At 64.9% G+C, this 15,603-nt stretch carries 12 protein-coding genes; 1 reads left to right on the forward strand and 11 read right to left on the reverse strand.

Translation table 11 applies throughout. The annotated features are described in order from the left end of the window. Window positions 1-36: 36 nt before the first annotated feature. The 3 genes from BJA_RS03925 to BJA_RS03935 all read right to left on the reverse strand — a co-directional run bounded on the left by BJA_RS03925 (window position 37) and on the right by BJA_RS03935 (window position 2,353). Window positions 37-876 carry a hypothetical protein gene (locus BJA_RS03925; RefSeq protein ID WP_011083597.1) on the reverse strand — a complete coding sequence of 280 codons (840 nt, stop codon included), beginning with the start codon at window positions 874-876 and terminating at the stop codon, window positions 37-39. 82 nt (window positions 877-958) lie between these two features. Further along, the gene (locus tag BJA_RS03930; RefSeq protein WP_011083598.1) at window positions 959-1,420 is read right to left on the reverse strand and encodes a GNAT family N-acetyltransferase; all 462 of its coding nucleotides are present in this window, start codon (window positions 1,418-1,420) and stop codon (window positions 959-961) included. Window positions 1,421-1,426: 6 nt separating this feature from the next. Further along, on the reverse strand, window positions 1,427-2,353 hold the full coding sequence (locus tag BJA_RS03935; protein WP_011083599.1) for a hydrogen peroxide-inducible genes activator: 927 nt from the start codon (window positions 2,351-2,353) through the stop codon (window positions 1,427-1,429). 114 nt (window positions 2,354-2,467) lie between these two features. Here BJA_RS03935 and katG point away from each other — a divergent pair, with 114 nt between their 5' ends. Further along, window positions 2,468-4,633, forward strand: coding sequence for a catalase/peroxidase HPI (gene katG / locus BJA_RS03940; RefSeq protein ID WP_038965161.1), 2,166 nt, complete (start codon window positions 2,468-2,470; stop codon window positions 4,631-4,633). A gap of 172 nt (window positions 4,634-4,805) precedes the next feature. On the opposite strand, the gene pnp is transcribed toward katG, so the two are convergent. The 8 genes from pnp to rimP form a co-directional block, all read right to left on the reverse strand. Beyond that, window positions 4,806-6,968 (reverse strand): polyribonucleotide nucleotidyltransferase, encoded by a 2,163-nt coding sequence (gene pnp, locus BJA_RS03945; RefSeq protein WP_011083601.1) that lies wholly within the window; start codon window positions 6,966-6,968, stop codon window positions 4,806-4,808. Between the two features lie 462 nt (window positions 6,969-7,430). Beyond that, the gene (gene rpsO, locus BJA_RS03950; RefSeq protein WP_011083602.1) at window positions 7,431-7,700 is read right to left on the reverse strand and encodes a 30S ribosomal protein S15; all 270 of its coding nucleotides are present in this window, start codon (window positions 7,698-7,700) and stop codon (window positions 7,431-7,433) included. A 2-nt stretch (window positions 7,701-7,702) separates the two neighbouring features. Further along, window positions 7,703-8,821, reverse strand: coding sequence for a tRNA pseudouridine(55) synthase TruB (truB, locus tag BJA_RS03955; protein ID WP_028172518.1), 1,119 nt, complete (start codon window positions 8,819-8,821; stop codon window positions 7,703-7,705). Next, window positions 8,818-9,252: a 30S ribosome-binding factor RbfA gene (rbfA, locus tag BJA_RS03960; RefSeq protein ID WP_011083604.1), complete on the reverse strand. Its 435-nt coding sequence runs from the start codon at window positions 9,250-9,252 to the stop codon at window positions 8,818-8,820. Before rbfA ends, truB begins: the two co-directional genes overlap by 4 nt. 153 nt (window positions 9,253-9,405) lie before the next feature. Next, window positions 9,406-12,114 (reverse strand): translation initiation factor IF-2, encoded by a 2,709-nt coding sequence (infB, locus tag BJA_RS03965; protein ID WP_011083605.1) that lies wholly within the window; start codon window positions 12,112-12,114, stop codon window positions 9,406-9,408. A gap of 71 nt (window positions 12,115-12,185) precedes the next feature. Beyond that, on the reverse strand, window positions 12,186-12,869 hold the full coding sequence (locus BJA_RS03970) for an RNA-binding protein (protein ID WP_011083606.1): 684 nt from the start codon (window positions 12,867-12,869) through the stop codon (window positions 12,186-12,188). Between the two features lie 23 nt (window positions 12,870-12,892). Beyond that, on the reverse strand, window positions 12,893-14,503 hold the full coding sequence (gene nusA, locus BJA_RS03975) for a transcription termination factor NusA (protein WP_011083607.1): 1,611 nt from the start codon (window positions 14,501-14,503) through the stop codon (window positions 12,893-12,895). 2 nt (window positions 14,504-14,505) lie between these two features. Beyond that, window positions 14,506-15,261 (reverse strand): ribosome maturation factor RimP, encoded by a 756-nt coding sequence (rimP, locus tag BJA_RS03980; RefSeq protein WP_011083608.1) that lies wholly within the window; start codon window positions 15,259-15,261, stop codon window positions 14,506-14,508. Window positions 15,262-15,603: the final 342 nt, after the last annotated feature.

Here is a 15,603-nt window from a genome sequence, read left to right on the forward strand (position 1 = left end):
ATTTGATTCTCTGGCGTGTCGCGTCGGCAAAGGCGCTTACTCTTCCTTTAGATAGCCCGGCAGGCCCCGGTCGAGCCTGTCGGTGATGAGCGCGCGCGTCCTCTCGCGCAGCGCCGCGCTGGCGGAAGCTGCCGCGGGTGGGTCGGGAAATAGCGAGTTGTCGAGCTTGTTGAGTGGGTCTTCGGTCAGTCGCAGACTCGCAGCGAAGTTAGCGCCGAAATTCACAAAGGGGCGCTTGATCTCCTCGTAGCTCCTTCCGTCGATCAGTGTGATCGCAACATTGGCGAAAAGATGCGAGTGACGGAGGATGCCGCCGACCCCCTGATTGTAAGTGCCGATGCCGTTTAGCGTCATGTGCGAATTTGGCAGCTCCGCCTTGAACGTGGTTGCGACAAGATAGCGCTCGCAATTCGCATTCGCGGTGAAGCTTCGTACGATGTCCGGCAGACGCTCTCCGGGATCGCGGATCAGGATCGTTTTCGGATTATAGAAGGGCTCGAAGACGCCCTTGGGATAGGCGATCCTACGTACCCCGGGATCGTTATTCGTTGCCGCGCGCACCCGTGCGAAGACGAGATCGTCGAGGCCCCAGTCGATCGGGACCTCGCTTGCCTCAGCCTCGAAGATCGTAATGCCAAATTTCTGTACGGAGTAGCGATCTCCGATCACCGAGATCACACCGAGCCGACACGGGCCGCTCTCTGCCGCGACCGGCGGCTTCGCAGTCGGCTTGGCCCTCGGCGCCGCTTTCTTGGCAACCGGCTTTGCCTGTGGTGCGGACTGAGCGACGGGCGCTGTTGTTGCGGGAGGAGTTTGTGCGACTGCCGGGGTCAGAAGGGACAGGAGCGCGATCAGCGAGACAGCAATGCGAAGCATGGATTCCGGGAGCAGGGGTCATCGGTCCCGCCACACTAGGTGGGGATCGTGACAACCGCAAGCTGCATCCAGAGATCGTGGTCTATCCCGCAGCCGGCCGCTTCCAACGGTAATACTTCATCACGAACCCGTTCGACGGTTCGACCTTTTCCTTCTCAAACACAAAGCCTTCGCGCTCGTACCAGCGCCAGGCCTTTTCGTTTTCGCGCACACAGCGCAGGTACATCTCGTCAGGCATTTGCGTGCGCGTGAAGGCGAGCAGTTTTCGTCCGAGGGATTGCCCCTGATAGGCGGGCCCGACAAAGAGCATATCGAGATAGAGTTTGGGCAGATGCAGTGCGAGCATCGCGGCGATGGCGCCGTTGTCGTCGGCGACGAACAGGCTCCAGCCGTTCTCGATCTCGCGCCTGATGCGTGCGCGCAGGTTTGCCAGCAGGAATTCACTCGCCTCGGCAAGCCCGGTCGAGACCCAGCTCTCCATCCAGACGCGGGCGATCTCGTCATATTCGTCCGCGCGGGCGGGGCGGATGACGGGTGCCGGCATCGGAAGTCAGGCCCGTTGGCTGCGCACGGATTGCCGTGCGCGCACCTTGCCGGCCGACAGGCACACCACCTCGGAAATCTGCAGCAGCTGCCGCGCCAGCGGGCTGGTCTTGCGCCAGACCATGCCGATGGTGCGCGAGGGCTGCGGGTCGCGAAAGCGCGTGAGCGAGACCGAGGCCGATCGCGTCTCCACCGGCACCGCCATCTCCGGGATCAAGGTGACACCGATGCCGGCGCTGACCATCTGGACCAGCGTCGACAGCGAATTCGCATCCAGCATCTCGCGCGGCGGCGCCGATTGCATGTTGCAGAAGGACAGCGCCTGGTCGCGGAAGCAGTGTCCCTCCTCGAGCAGCAGGAGCCGCATCTCCCGCATCATCTCGCGCGAGGGTGCGGGCGTTCCCTCATCCGCGCCCGGCCGCACCAGCAGGAATTTCTCCTCGAACAGGGCAACTTCGGTGAGCGAGGGCTCGGACACCGGCAGTGCGACGATGGCGGTGTCGAGCCGGCCTTCGACCAGTTCCTGGATCAGCCGCGGCGTCATCGTCTCGCGCACGCGGATGTCGAGTTCCGGATGCATGCGCGTGAGATTCTTGGTGATCTTGGGCAGCAAATACGGCGCGATCGTCGGAATCATGCCGATGCGCAGTCGGCCGGCGAAGCGGTCCTGCGACGCCCGCGCGAAATCGCCGAGCTCATCGACCGAGCGCAGGATGTCGCGGACGCGGGGGGCGAGCTCTTCGCCGAACCGCGTCAGCGCGACCTGCCGGGCGGTGCGCTCTAGCAGCAGGCCGCCGAGCGCCTCCTCCAGTTCCTTGATCTGCATCGACAGGGCCGGCTGCGAGATCGAGCTCGCCTCCGCCGCGCGCCCGAAATGGCCGTGACGCGCCAGCGCGTCGAAATACCGGAGCTGGCGCATCGTCACGTTGACCATCAGAAAATCCTATCGCAGCGATCATTAAAGTCAACTTCCCCTGATGGAATGCGGGGCTTAGAGTGGTTCTACCTGGTCAAAGGCGCGAGTTCGACGCCACCAGAGGAGGTATTCATGGACGACACTTCAAAGTGCCCGTTTTCGGGTGGAAAACGCGTGCCGGCGAACCGCGATTGGTGGCCAACCCAGCTCAGCATCGAGATGCTGCACAAGAATTCCGGCCTGTCCGATCCGATGGGCGAGGAATTCGACTACGCCAAGGAATTCAAGACGCTCGACCTGAACGCGGTCATCAAGGACCTGACCGCTCTGATGACGGACTCGCAGGAGTGGTGGCCCGCCGACTTCGGTCATTATGGCGGCCTGATGATCCGCATGGCCTGGCACAGCGCGGGCACGTATCGCATCACCGATGGCCGTGGCGGCGCCGGTGCCGGTCAGCAGCGTTTCGCGCCGCTCAACAGCTGGCCCGACAACGCCAACCTCGACAAGGCGCGCCGGCTGCTCTGGCCGATCAAGCAGAAATACGGCCGCAAGATCTCCTGGGCCGATTTGATGGTGCTCGCGGGCAATGTCGCGCTGGAGTCGATGGGCTTCAAGACGTTCGGTTTCGCCGGTGGCCGCGCCGACGTCTGGGAGCCGGAAGAGCTCTATTGGGGTCCCGAAGGCACCTGGCTGGGCGATGAGCGCTACAGCGGCGAGCGCCAGCTCGCCGAGCCGCTCGGCGCGGTGCAGATGGGCCTCATCTACGTCAATCCGGAAGGCCCGAACGGCAAGCCGGACCCGATCGCCGCGGCAAAGGACATCCGCGAGACCTTCTTCCGCATGGCGATGAACGACGAGGAAACCGTCGCGCTGATCGCCGGCGGTCATACCTTCGGCAAGACCCATGGTGCGGGCGATCCGTCGCTGGTCGGACCGGAGCCGGAAGCGGGCGCACTCGAGGATCAGGGGCTCGGCTGGAAGAGCAAGCACGCTTCGGGCCTGGCGGGCGATTCCATCACCAGCGGACTCGAGGTGACATGGACGACGACGCCGACGAAGTGGAGCAACAACTTCTTCGAGAACCTGTTCAAGTACGAATGGGAGCTGACGAAGAGCCCGGGCGGCGCGAACCAGTGGACGGCCAAGGGTGCCGAGGCGATCATTCCCGACGCCTTCGACAAGTCGAAGAAGCACCGGCCGACGATGCTGACCACCGACCTCTCGCTGCGCCTCGATCCGGCCTATGAGAAGATCTCGCGGCGCTTCCTGGAGAACCCGGATCAGTTCGCGGATGCATTCGCCCGCGCCTGGTTCAAGCTCACCCATCGCGACATGGGTCCGATCCAGCGCTATCTCGGCCCGCTGGTGCCGAAGGAGACGCTGATCTGGCAGGATCCGATCCCGGCCGTGAATCACGAGCTGGTCAGCGATCAGGACATCGCTGCGCTGAAGACGAAGATCCTGGCCTCGGGCCTCTCGGTGCCGGAGCTGGTCTCGACCGCATGGGCGTCGGCCTCGACGTTCCGCGGTTCGGACAAGCGCGGCGGCGCCAACGGCGCGCGCATTCGTCTCAGCCCGCAGAAGGACTGGGAGGTGAACCAGCCGGCTCAGCTCTCGAAGGTGCTCGGCAAGCTCGAAGCGATCCAGAAGGAGTTCAACGCCTCGGCCGGCGCGAAGAAGGTCTCGCTCGCCGACCTGATCGTCCTCGGCGGCACCGCCGCGGTCGAGAAGGCCGCGAAGGACGCCGGCGTCGACGTCAAGGTCGCGTTCACGCCGGGCCGCATGGACGCCTCGCAGGAGCAGACGGATGCGGCTTCCTTCGCGCCGCTGGAGCCGCGCGCCGATGGTTTCCGCAACTACGTCGGCAAGCGGCAGCAGTTCCTGCAGCAGGAAGAAGCGCTCGTCGATCGCGCACAGCTTCTGAAGCTCACCGGACCCGAGTTGACCGTGCTGGTCGGCGGTCTGCGCGTGCTCGGTGCCAATGCGAACGGTTCGAAGCACGGCGTCCTCACCGCGAAGGTGGGTGCGCTGAGCAACGACTTCTTCGTCAACCTGCTCGACATGAGCACGCAGTGGGCGCCGGCGGCCGACGGCACCTACGAGGCTCGCGACCGCAAGACCAACGCGGTGAAGTGGACCGGCACGCGCGCCGATCTCATCTTCGGCGCGCACTCGCAGCTCCGCGCCTACGCCGAGGTCTATGCCACCTCGGACTCCAAGGAGCAGTTCGTGAAGGACTTCGCCAAGGCCTGGACCAAGGTGATGAACCTCGACCGGTTCGATCTCGCGGCGTAAGGCGGTGTTACACCTCTCCCGCTTGCGGGAGAGGTCGCGCCGAAGGCGCGGGCTCACCCCAGCCCTCTCCCGCAAGCGGGAGAGCGAGCGCAGCTCTCCCGGGGCGAGCACGAACACAAACAAAAAGGGCGGCCTCTCGGCCGCCCTTCGTTTTTCTGGACTGGTGCGAGACTTACTCGCCGGCCGCTTCGCGCGGGGCCTTCTCGCCCTCGGCGACCTTGTCCTTGGCCTCGAGGTCCTCGCCGGTGGTCTGGTCGACCACCTTCATCGACAGGCGGGTCTTGCCGCGGTCGTCGAAGCCGAGCAGCTTGACCTTGACCTTGTCGCCTTCCTTGACGACGTCGGAGGTCTTCTGCACGCGCGCCGAAGCGAGCTGGCTGATGTGAACGAGACCGTCCTTGGAGCCGAAGAAGTTCACGAAGGCGCCGAACTCCATCACCTTGACGACGGTGCCGTCATAGATCTGGCCGACTTCGGGCTCGGACGCGATCGACTTGATCCACTTGATCGCGGCCTTCATCGCCTCGCCGTCGCTGGAGGCGACCTTCACGGTGCCGTCGTCCTCGATGTTGACCTTGGCGCCGGTCTTCTCGACGATCTCGCGGATCACCTTGCCGCCGGTGCCGATCACTTCGCGGATCTTGTCGGTCGGGATCTTGAAGGTCTCGATGCGCGGCGCGTATTCGCCGAGCTCGGCGCGGGCGTTGGTCAGCGCCTTGGCCATCTCGCCGAGGATGTGGATACGCCCATCCTTGGCCTGGCCGAGAGCGACCTTCATGATCTCCTCGGTGATGCCCTCGATCTTGATGTCCATCTGGAGCGAGGTGATGCCCGATTCCGTGCCGGCGACCTTGAAGTCCATGTCGCCGAGATGATCCTCGTCACCGAGGATGTCGGAGAGAACCGCAAAGCGCTTGTCTTCGAGGATCAGGCCCATTGCGATGCCCGCGGTCGGCCGCTTCAGCGGCACGCCGGCGTCCATCAGCGCGAGCGAGGCGCCGCAGACCGAAGCCATCGACGAGGAGCCGTTGGATTCGGTGATCTCGGAGACCACGCGGATCGTGTACGGAAACTCGTGATGCGGCGGCAGCACCGGGTGGATCGCGCGCCAGGCGAGCTTGCCATGGCCGATCTCGCGGCGCTTGGTGCCGCCGAGGCGGCCGGTCTCACCGACCGAATAGGGAGGGAAGTTGTAGTGCAGCAGGAACGTCTCTTTGTACGTTCCCGACAGCGCGTCGATGTACTGCTCGTCCTCGCCGGTGCCGAGCGTGGTCACGACCATCGCCTGGGTCTCGCCGCGGGTGAACAGCGCCGAGCCGTGGGCGCGCGGCAGCACGCCGACTTCGGCGATGATGTTGCGCACGGTCTTGGAGTCGCGGCCGTCGATGCGCTTGCCGGTGTCGAGGATGTTCCAGCGAACGATCTTGGCCTCGAGCTCCTTGAACACGCCGGCGATGCGCAGCTTGTCGTATTTCGGTTCCTGCCCTTCGGGGAAATAATGGGCGATCACCTTTTCCTTGACCTTGCCGACCGCGGCGTAGCGATCCTGCTTGACCGGAATGGCGTAGGCGGCGCGCAGTTCCTGCTCGACGAGGCCGAGCATTTCCTTCTCGAGCGCGGCATTGTCGATGACGGTGACTTCGCGCGGCTCCTTGGCGGCCTTCTCGGCGAGCTCGATGATCGCGTTGATCACCGGCTGGAAGTGGCGGTGACCGAACATCACCGCGCCGAGCATGATGTCTTCGTTCAGTTCCTTGGCTTCCGATTCCACCATCAGCACGGCGTCGGCCGTGCCGGCGACGACGAGGTCGAGCTGGGTGTCGACCATCTCGTCGAGCGTCGGGTTGAGCACGTATTCGTCATTGACGAAGCCGACGCGCGCGGCGCCGATCGGACCCTTGAAGGGAGCGCCCGACAGGGTCAGCGCAGCCGACGAGGCCACCAGCGCGACGATATCGGGATCGTTCTCCATGTCGTGCGACAGCACGGTGGCGATCACCTGGGTCTCGTTGCGCCAACCGTCGACGAACAGCGGACGGATCGGGCGGTCGATCAGGCGGGAGACCAGCGTCTCCTTCTCGGTCGGACGGCCCTCACGCTTGAAATAGCCGCCGGGAATGCGGCCGGCGGCGTAGGTCTTCTCCTGGTAGTCGACGGTCAGCGGCAGGAAGTCGACGCCTTCGCGCGGCGCCTTCGCCGCGACGACGGTGGCGAGCACCACGGTCTCGCCATAGGTGGCGACGACGGCGCCGTCGGCCTGGCGGGCGATCTTGCCGGTTTCGAGCTTGAGAGGGCGTCCGCCCCAGTCGATCTCGACTGAATGCTTATTGAACATAGAGGTCTTCTTTCATGGGTTCTCGAAACGAGGGACGCTTCGAAAAACAAAAACCATGCGCAAGATTGCGGGACGCTGATCGGAGCGGATGATCAGCGTCCTGCGATCCTGCCATGGTTTTTGGATTTCGGATGGCGTCCATCCTTTCGGGTCATACGGGCGCCTTGCCCGTTGTGCCCAGCCGCCGGATTGCTGCTGGACTGTCAGTCGGCACGAACGCGAACACCGAACTGCGGTCTTCGCCGATCGTGCCCCGGATGCTGGCCGTCACTCGAGTATGATCCGGAAAAGTGCGAAGCGGTTTTCCGAAAAGATCATGCTCAAACAACAATCCAAAGTGCGATTCTTCGCGCTTTGGGCTTGCATCCGACGCGCACGCAGCCTCGATCAAAAACCTTCAAACAAACGCTTTCGTTCGAAACCACGCGCGAAAACGCGCGCCAGTGGCGCGCGCAGGAACACTTAACGACGAATGTTGTGCTTCTCGAGCAGTGCCTTGTAGCGCGCCTCGTCCCTCTTCTTGAGGTAGTCGAGGAGCGAGCGGCGGGTCGAGACCAGCTTCAAGAGACCGCGACGCGAATGGTTGTCCTTCACGTGGGTCTTGAAATGGCTGGTGAGGTTGTTGATGCGTTCCGACAGGATCGCGACCTGAACCTCGGGCGAGCCGGTATCGCCGGCCTTGGTGGCATTCGTCTTGATGACTTCCGCTTTGCGTTCTGCGGCAATCGACATCGTCAATTTCTCTCGTTGCGACCGGGGCTGGCAGTCAGGCCGGTCAGGTTGAACACACGCTTGGGGATGATTTCGCCATTGCCGACTTCGGCAAGCGCCAAAAGGCGGCCTGCCACCGTGACATAGACTGTGCCGCTACAAGTGGGCGCATCCCGTCCGCGCAACAAAACGGCCTGGCCCCGATGGAGCCTTGCCGCATCAGCCCGAGTGACGGCCAGTGCCGGGATGTCGTCCAGCGCGGTCTCAACGGGCAAAAGCGCGTCGGCGAGGCTGCCCTCGCCGGACGCGGCTCTATCGCACAAAGCCTCCAACTGATCCAGCGGAATCATGTCGTTTTCGCCAAATGGGCCGACCAGGGTCCGCCGCAGCGCGCAGATATGGCCATAAGTGCCGAGAATCCGGCCCATATCGCGGGCCAGCGCGCGGACATAGGTGCCCTTGCCGCATTCGGCCTCGAACACGGCCCGGTCGTTATCCGGTTGATCCACAAGGGTTAATCGGTGAATCTCGACCGGGCGGGGAGCCAGCTCCACGACCTCGCCGTCGCGGGCGAGGTCATAGGCGCGCTCGCCCTGGATCTTGATCGCAGAATAGCGCGGCGGGATCTGCTCGATCACCCCGGTGAAGCGGGGCAACAGCGCCAGGATGGCCTCCCGGGTCGGGCGCAGCTCGGAGGTCGCGGTCACCCGGCCCTCGATGTCGTCGGTGTCGCGCTCCTCGCCCCAGCACACGGTGAACTGGTAGCGCTTGCGGCCGTCCATGACGAAGGGAACCGTCTTGGTGGCTTCGCCGAGCGCAATCGGCAGGCCGCCGGAAGCGAGCGGATCGAGCGTGCCGGCGTGGCCGGCGCGCTTGGCGTTGAACAGGCGCTTGAGCACGGCGACGGCCTGCGTCGAGGTCATGCCGATCGGCTTGTCGAGCACGACCCAGCCATGGACGTCGCGGCGGTCGCGGCGAACCTGGTTGCCCTTCTGCTGCTTGGCGCGGGGATCGTTGTTGACGCGGCGCGGCTCCTGGTGCGGCTGGGAATTGCCGCCCATGTCCGCAAAATTATTTTTCTGCACGTCGCGCTGATCGGCCTGTTCGCCGCCGATCGTGCCGTGAGCCGGGTCCATCGTCATTGCTCTTCTTCCCGATCCGAATCCGGATCCTGTTCCAGGTCCTTCTGCACCGCAGGTGTTCGCAAAAGCTTCTCGATCCGTTCTGCTTCGTCGAATCGCTCGTCGACGCGGAAGCGAACGTCAGGTGCAAATTTCAGGTTAACGCGCCGCGCGACTTCGCCGCGCAGGAATTTCTTGTTGCGCTCGAGCGCAGCGATGACGATCTCGGTGTCGCGGCCACCGAGCGGCATCACGTAGATTGTCGCGAGCTTCAGGTCGGGGGACATCCGCACCTCCGGCACGGTGACGATGTGACCTTCGAGGTCCGCATCATGCACGTTGCCTTGCGCCAGAATCTCGGCCATCGCATGGCGAACCTGCTCGCCGACGCGCAACTGGCGCTGCGAGCCTCCGCCGGACGCGGAACTTTTTTTCTGGTGGTGGCGCGGCATTCTGGAAATCACCTCGTCGTGCCCGCGTTTGGGACACGAGCATTGTCATTTGTCCGTTGAAACGAAGAGGCGCGGATGGCCGGAAAAAATCCGGCCATCTCACTCCCGCTATTTCAGCTCAAAAAGATCCGGGCGCTTCGGTAAGATTTGGACTTACAGGGAGCGCTGGATCGTCTCCACGCGATAACACTCGATCACGTCACCGGCACGCATGTCGTGATAGTTCTCGAAGGCCATGCCGCATTCCTGACCGGACTGGACTTCCTTCACTTCGTCCTTGAAGCGCTTCAGCGTCGACAGCTTGCCTTCGTGCACGACGACGTTGTCGCGGATCAGGCGCACATTGGCGCCGCGTTCCACGGTGCCGTCGGTGACGCGGCAGCCGGCGACCTTGCCGACCTTGGAGATGTTGAAGATCTCCAGGATCGCGGCATTGCCAAGCATGGTCTCGCGCAAGGTCGGCGCGAGCAGGCCGCTCATCGCCTTCTTCACGTCGTCCACGAGGTCGTAGATGATGTTGTAGTAGCGGATCTCGATGCCGTTGCGCTTGGCGGCCGCAGCGGCTTCCTTGTTGGCACGAACCGAGAAGCCGATGATCGCGGCGTTGAAGCCTTCCGCGAGCGTCACGTCCGACTCCGAGATACCGCCGACGCCGGCATGCAGAATGCGGGCGGCGACTTCGTCGGTGCCGAGCTTCTCCAGCGAGCCGAGGATCGCTTCCAGCGAGCCCTGCACGTCGGCCTTGATGATCAGCGGGAATTCCTTGCGGCCCGCCGTCTTCAGCTGCGACATCATCTGCTCGAGCGAGCCGCGCATGCCGGAGATCGAGGCTGCCGCGTTCTCGCGCTTCTGGTGCGCGCGGTAGCTCGTGACCTGGCGGGCGCGGGCTTCGTTCTCGACCACGGCGAGGCGATCGCCGGCTTCCGGCGGACCGTTGAAGCCGAGCACCTCGACCGGCACCGACGGACCTGCTTCCTGCACCGTCTCGCCCTGGTCCGAGATCAGCGCGCGGACGCGGCCCATCTCGGCGCCGGCAACGATGATGTCGCCGACACGGAGCGTGCCGCGCTGAACCAGCACGGTCGCGACCGGGCCACGGCCGCGGTCGAGCTTGGCCTCGATCACGGTGCCTTCGGCCGGACGCTCCGAATTGGTCTTCAGGTCGAGGATATCGGCCTGGAGCGCGATCATCTCGAGCAGCTTGTCGAGATTGGTCTTGTTCTTGGCGGACACCTCGACGTCGACGACGTCGCCGCCGAAGGATTCCACCTGCACTTCGTGCTGGAGCAGCTCGGTGCGCACGCGCTCGGGCTTGGCATCGGGCTTGTCGATCTTGTTGATGGCAACGATGATCGGCACCCGCGCCGCCTTGGCGTGGTTGATGGCTTCGACGGTCTGCGGCATCACGCCGTCATCGGCCGCGACCACCAGCACGACGATGTCGGTGACCTTGGCGCCGCGGGCGCGCATCGCGGTGAACGCGGCGTGGCCGGGCGTGTCGATGAAGGTGATCTTCTTGCCGCTTTCGGGCGACACCACCTGATAGGCGCCGATATGCTGGGTGATGCCGCCGGCTTCGCCGGAGACCACGTTGGCATGTCGGAGCGCGTCGAGCAGCGAGGTCTTGCCGTGGTCGACGTGACCCATCACGGTCACCACGGGCGAACGCGTCTCGGTGTCGGTGGAATCGTCGACCTGGTCGAACAGGCCTTCTTCAACGTCGGACGCGGCGACGCGCTTGACGGTGTGACCGAGCTCTTCGGCGATCAGCTGCGCGGTGTCGGCGTCGATCACGTCGGTGATCTTGTGCATCGCGCCCTGCTTCATCAGCATGCGGATGACGTCGACCGCGCGCTCGGCCATGCGGTTGGCGAGCTCCTGGATCGTGATCGCTTCCGGAATGATCACCTCGCGGATGAGCTTTTCCTTCGGCTCGTTCGAGGCATGGCCCTTCAGACGCTGGGTGCGGCGGCGGAACGAGGCGATCGAGCGCTCGCGCACCTCGTCGGCGTTGAGCGCGGTGACCACCGTGAGACGGCCGCGCTCTTTCTGCGGGCCGGGCTTGTGAGTGGTCTTGGGAGGCGGCGCGGGACGCGCGGCGCCGCCGGGACCGCGACGGATCTGGCGCGGCGCCTCGTCCTCGTCCGGCTCGGCCGCAACTGCGGGGCCGCGACCTGCCGGTGCACCCGGACGCTGCGCGGTCGTCGTTGCAGGACGCGCGGTCGTTGTTCCCGGGCGGGTCGTCGTGGTTCCGGGCCGTGCCGCGGGGGCGCCGGGGCGCGGTGCGGGCGCGGCCGGCGCTGCGGTCGCGGGACGCGCGGCCGATGCCGGCTGCTCGCCCTCGCCAAAACGCTTCTTGGCCTCGGTCTCGGCCTTCCGCTTGGCTTCGTCCTCGTGGCGATGGCGCTCGTCCTCGGCCTTGCGGCGGGCTTCGGCGGCTTCGCGCTCGGCGCGTTCGGCGGCCTCGCGGACAGCGCGGCGCTGGGCCTCTTCCTCGGCCTGGCGGCGTTCCTCGACTTCGCGCAGCTTGGCATCGGCCAGCGCGCTGGCACGGGCCGAACGCTCGTCCTCGGTCAGGGTGCGCAGCACCACGCCGGAACCGGCATTGCGCGGCGGGGCGGGCGGCGGAGCCGGGCGCGACGGGGCAGGCGCGGCGGGCGCCGGCTTTGCGGTCACCTCGGGCGCGTGCGGCTCGGGACCGTCGCCAATACGGCGCTTGCCGCGCTTCTCGACCACGACCTGCTTGCTCCGGCCGTGGCTGAAGCTCTGGCGCACGGTGCCCGTTTCGACGCGCGGCTTGAGCGATAGCGTCTTGCTCGGAACGCTCAGCTTCTTGTCGCCAGGGGTCTTGGTATCAACCATTCAGCAGTCCTAATCCTGATCTTGTTGTCGTTGTGCGTTGCCGCACAGTAATGTCGGTTGGTCGTTGTCTCTCAGAAATCCTGGCCGCGCTTTTCGGCAGTCTTGTCATCGTCCGCCATCCGGTATCGGACCAGCATCTGGCTACGTGACAGGAATGACCTGCTCGCCGGGCCCGCGAGCAGCGCAGCATGTATCACATTTGACCGGGTCAGTGCCAAATCCAATTCTATCGATTTCAGTCCGGTCACGACGGGAATCTGCGGCTTGGCGCCGCGATTTCCGGCATTTTGACGCGCCAGCATGTCCAATTTGCGGATTCCGTCCGCGGCCCCGTCGCTGGCGTGGATCAGGACCTCGACCGTGCCTTCCCGAAGCGCGCTCTCGACCTTGCCGAAGCCGGCCACGACCTGGCCCGCCTTGGCGGCAATCCCAAGGGCTTCCGTCACGCTCCGGACCAGGAGCGCCTCGATGTCGGCGGGAAGCGTCTGAGGGGTGCGCAGCTCGCGCTTGAAGGCCTTGCTAAATTGGTGACGCCGCACCGCTTCCGCAACCACCTCGCGCGAGGCGGTGATCCACATGCCGCGTCCGGGCAGCTTGCGCTTGAGATCGGGAACTATGTGCCCTTCCGGCGAGACGACGAAACGGATCAGCTCGTCGATCGGCCGGACCTCGCGGCTGACCGCGCACATCCGCATGGTCGCGGACCTTTCGGTCCGCGGCCCATGGTCGAGATCGTGGTCAGTATCTGCGAGCATCCGGGCGACATTCTCCTTCGTCCTTAAGCCGGCTGATCTTCGCTCGCCTCAGCCTCTTCAGCGGGCTTGGCGAGATCGGCCTCGGTGATCCAGCCGGCCTTGACGCGGGCCTGCATGATCATCGCTTCGGCATCGTCACGGGAAATCTCGATACCGTCGAGCGCACCCGGATATTTGGTGGTTTCGCCACCTTCCTTGCGCTCGGTCCAGCCGACCAGATCGTCGGTGGCGCAGCCGGCGAGGTCGTCGACGGTCTTGATGTCGTTCTCGCCGAACTTGACCAGCATCTTCGAGGTGACGCCGGGCACGTCCTTGAGAGCGTCCTCGACGCCGAGTTCCACGCGCTTGGCCTCGAGCTCGGCTTCCTGCTGCTCGAGATATTCGCGGGCGCGGTTCTGGAGCTCCTGCGCGGTCTCCTCGTCAAAACCCTCGATGCCGGCGAGCTCCTTGATGTCCACCATGGCGAGTTCCTCGACCGAGGTGAAGCCTTCGGACGCCAGCAGCTGGCCGACCACTTCGTCGACGTTGAGCGATTCCATGAAGACGCGGGTGGAGTTCTCGAAGTCGGCCTGGCGGCGCTCCGATTCCTCCTGCTCGGTCAGGATGTCGATATCCCAGCCGGTGAGCTGCGAGGCGAGGCGCACGTTCTGGCCGCGGCGGCCGATCGCCAGCGAGAGCTGGTTGTTGGTATCGGGCACCACGACCTCGATGCGCTCGCGGTCTTCGTCGATGACGACCTTGGAGACTTCGGCCGGCGCCAGCGCGTTGACCACGAAGGTCGCGATGTCGGGCGACCAGGGAATGATGTCGATCTTCTCGCCCTGCAATTCGTTCACCACGGCCTGCACGCGCGAGCCGCGCATGCCGACGCAGGCGCCGACCGGATCGACCGAGGAATCGCGGGAAATCACGCCGATTTTCGCGCGCGAGCCGGGATCGCGGGCAACCGCCTTGATCTCGACGATGCCGTCATAGATTTCCGGCACTTCCTGCGCGAACAGCTTCGCCATGAACTGCGGATGGGTGCGGGAGAGGAAGATCTGCGGGCCGCGGGTCTCGCGGCGGACGTCGAAGATATAGGCGCGGACGCGGTCGCCGTTGCGGAACACTTCGCGCGGCAGCATCTCGTCGCGGCGGATGATGGCTTCACCGCGGCCGAGATCGACGATCACGCTGCCATATTCGACGCGCTTGACGACGCCGTTGACGATGTCGCCGATGCGGTCCTTGAATTCCTGATATTGCCGGTCGCGCTCGGCCTCGCGCACCTTCTGCACGATCACCTGCTTGGCCGACTGCGCAGCGATGCGGCCATATTCGAGCGGCGGCAGGGTGTCGGCGATGGTGTCACCGACCTGGGCGCCGGGATTGGCGCGCTGCGCATCCACCAGCGAAATCTGGTTGGAGTGGTTTTCGACCTTCTCGACCACCAGCATGTGGCGCGACAGCCGCAGCTCGCCCTTCTTCGGGTCGATCTCGGCGTGAACGTCAGTTTCGCTGCCGTAACGGGCCCGCGCCGCCTTGGCGATGGCGTCCTCCATCGCCGCGATGACGATGCCGCGGTCGATCGATTTCTCGCGCGCGACGGCATCGGCGATCTGGAGCAGTTCAAGTCGATTGGCGCTGACTGCCATGGCTAGTCTCCTTCGTCAGGCTCGATCTCGCCGCGCCGCGCGCGTTCGGCGGCCAAGCGATGTTTCTTCGTATTGGTCGGTGCCGGCTTCTTCTTCGGCTTGGTGTTCTTGGTCGTTTTTTCGCTGATTTTCGCGTGAGGCGCAGCCGGCGGCTCCAGGCCGAGATTGCGGCGCATCTCGCGCGCCGCGGCCTTGCCACGGCGCATCGATTCCGCGATCAGCTCGTCGGTCAGTACCAGCCGGGCCTCGCTGATGTCCTCCATCGTCAGGAGAACGTTGCGTTCCTCGCCCGCCTTGACGTCGTCGCGCTGCAGATGCACGCGGTCGCCTTCGACAGCGCCGATCATGCCGCGGAACCGCTTCCGCCCCTCATGGGCGACCGCCATCTCGACCTTCACCAGATGTCCGGCATAGCGCTCGAAATCGGAACGCCGCACCAGGGGGCGATCGATCCCCGGCGAGGAGATTTCCAGCCGATAGGCGCGATCGATGGGGTCGGCGACGTCGAGCACGGGCGACAGCGCCCGCGAGATCGCCTCGCAATCCTCGATCTGCATCGAGCCGTCCGGGCGCTCGGCCATGATCTGCACGGTGCAGCCGGCCTCGCCGGAAATGCGGATCCGCACCAGGCGGTAGCCCATGCCCTGGAGCACGGGACCCGCCACCGCGGACACCCGTGCCGCGACGCCCGGCTCGACCACGAGCCTCGGCTCGGCCAGCAACTCGGCATCCGTGGAACCAACGGTCGGTTCGGTCATATCCAGGGTCAAGGCGCTCGATGGTTAAGGCTTGGTTACGATTTCAAAGCCCGCTTCGGAACTCTCCCGGCAGCTCGCCGGGCCGCATCTTCCGCCAAGCCGCGCTCAGGTAATAAAAAAGAGCGGGTCCTTTCGGGCCCACTCTCACTACGCGGATCGTATGAGAAGATGAATTGGCGCTGATATAGCCCTTTCCACCCTCGCGGACAAGGCCCATCGCAGGGCAGGCGAGGCTTTTTGCGCCTTTCCAACGGCCCCCCGCGCAACGCTTCCTTCATCAACGGGGCCTAAATTCCCTGATTGTGGGGCGACTTGGACCAAGGGCGCACCCGCGGCGTGCCC

The organism is Bradyrhizobium diazoefficiens USDA 110 (genome assembly GCF_000011365.1).
In the GTDB taxonomy this organism is placed as follows: Bacteria; Pseudomonadota; Alphaproteobacteria; order Rhizobiales; family Xanthobacteraceae; genus Bradyrhizobium; species Bradyrhizobium diazoefficiens.

Bases quoted from the DNA above. Each gene is read 5' to 3' on its own strand.
- BJA_RS03930 (WP_011083598.1), bottom strand. From the start codon at position 1,420: ATGCCGGCACCCGTCATCCGCCCCGCCCGCGCGGACGAATATGACGAG.
- BJA_RS03925 (WP_011083597.1), bottom strand. From the start codon at position 876: ATGCTTCGCATTGCTGTCTCGCTGATCGCGCTCCTGTCCCTTCTGACC.
- nusA (WP_011083607.1), bottom strand. From the start codon at position 14,503: ATGGCAGTCAGCGCCAATCGACTTGAACTGCTCCAGATCGCCGATGCC.
- BJA_RS03935 (WP_011083599.1), bottom strand. From the start codon at position 2,353: ATGGTCAACGTGACGATGCGCCAGCTCCGGTATTTCGACGCGCTGGCG.
- truB (WP_028172518.1), bottom strand. From the start codon at position 8,821: ATGACGATGGACCCGGCTCACGGCACGATCGGCGGCGAACAGGCCGAT.
- rimP (WP_011083608.1), bottom strand. From the start codon at position 15,261: ATGACCGAACCGACCGTTGGTTCCACGGATGCCGAGTTGCTGGCCGAG.
- infB (WP_011083605.1), bottom strand. From the start codon at position 12,114: ATGGTTGATACCAAGACCCCTGGCGACAAGAAGCTGAGCGTTCCGAGC.
- rpsO (WP_011083602.1), bottom strand. From the start codon at position 7,700: ATGTCGATTGCCGCAGAACGCAAAGCGGAAGTCATCAAGACGAATGCC.
- katG (WP_038965161.1), top strand. From the start codon at position 2,468: ATGGACGACACTTCAAAGTGCCCGTTTTCGGGTGGAAAACGCGTGCCG.
- rbfA (WP_011083604.1), bottom strand. From the start codon at position 9,252: ATGCCGCGCCACCACCAGAAAAAAAGTTCCGCGTCCGGCGGAGGCTCG.
- pnp (WP_011083601.1), bottom strand. From the start codon at position 6,968: ATGTTCAATAAGCATTCAGTCGAGATCGACTGGGGCGGACGCCCTCTC.
- BJA_RS03970 (WP_011083606.1), bottom strand. From the start codon at position 12,869: ATGCTCGCAGATACTGACCACGATCTCGACCATGGGCCGCGGACCGAA.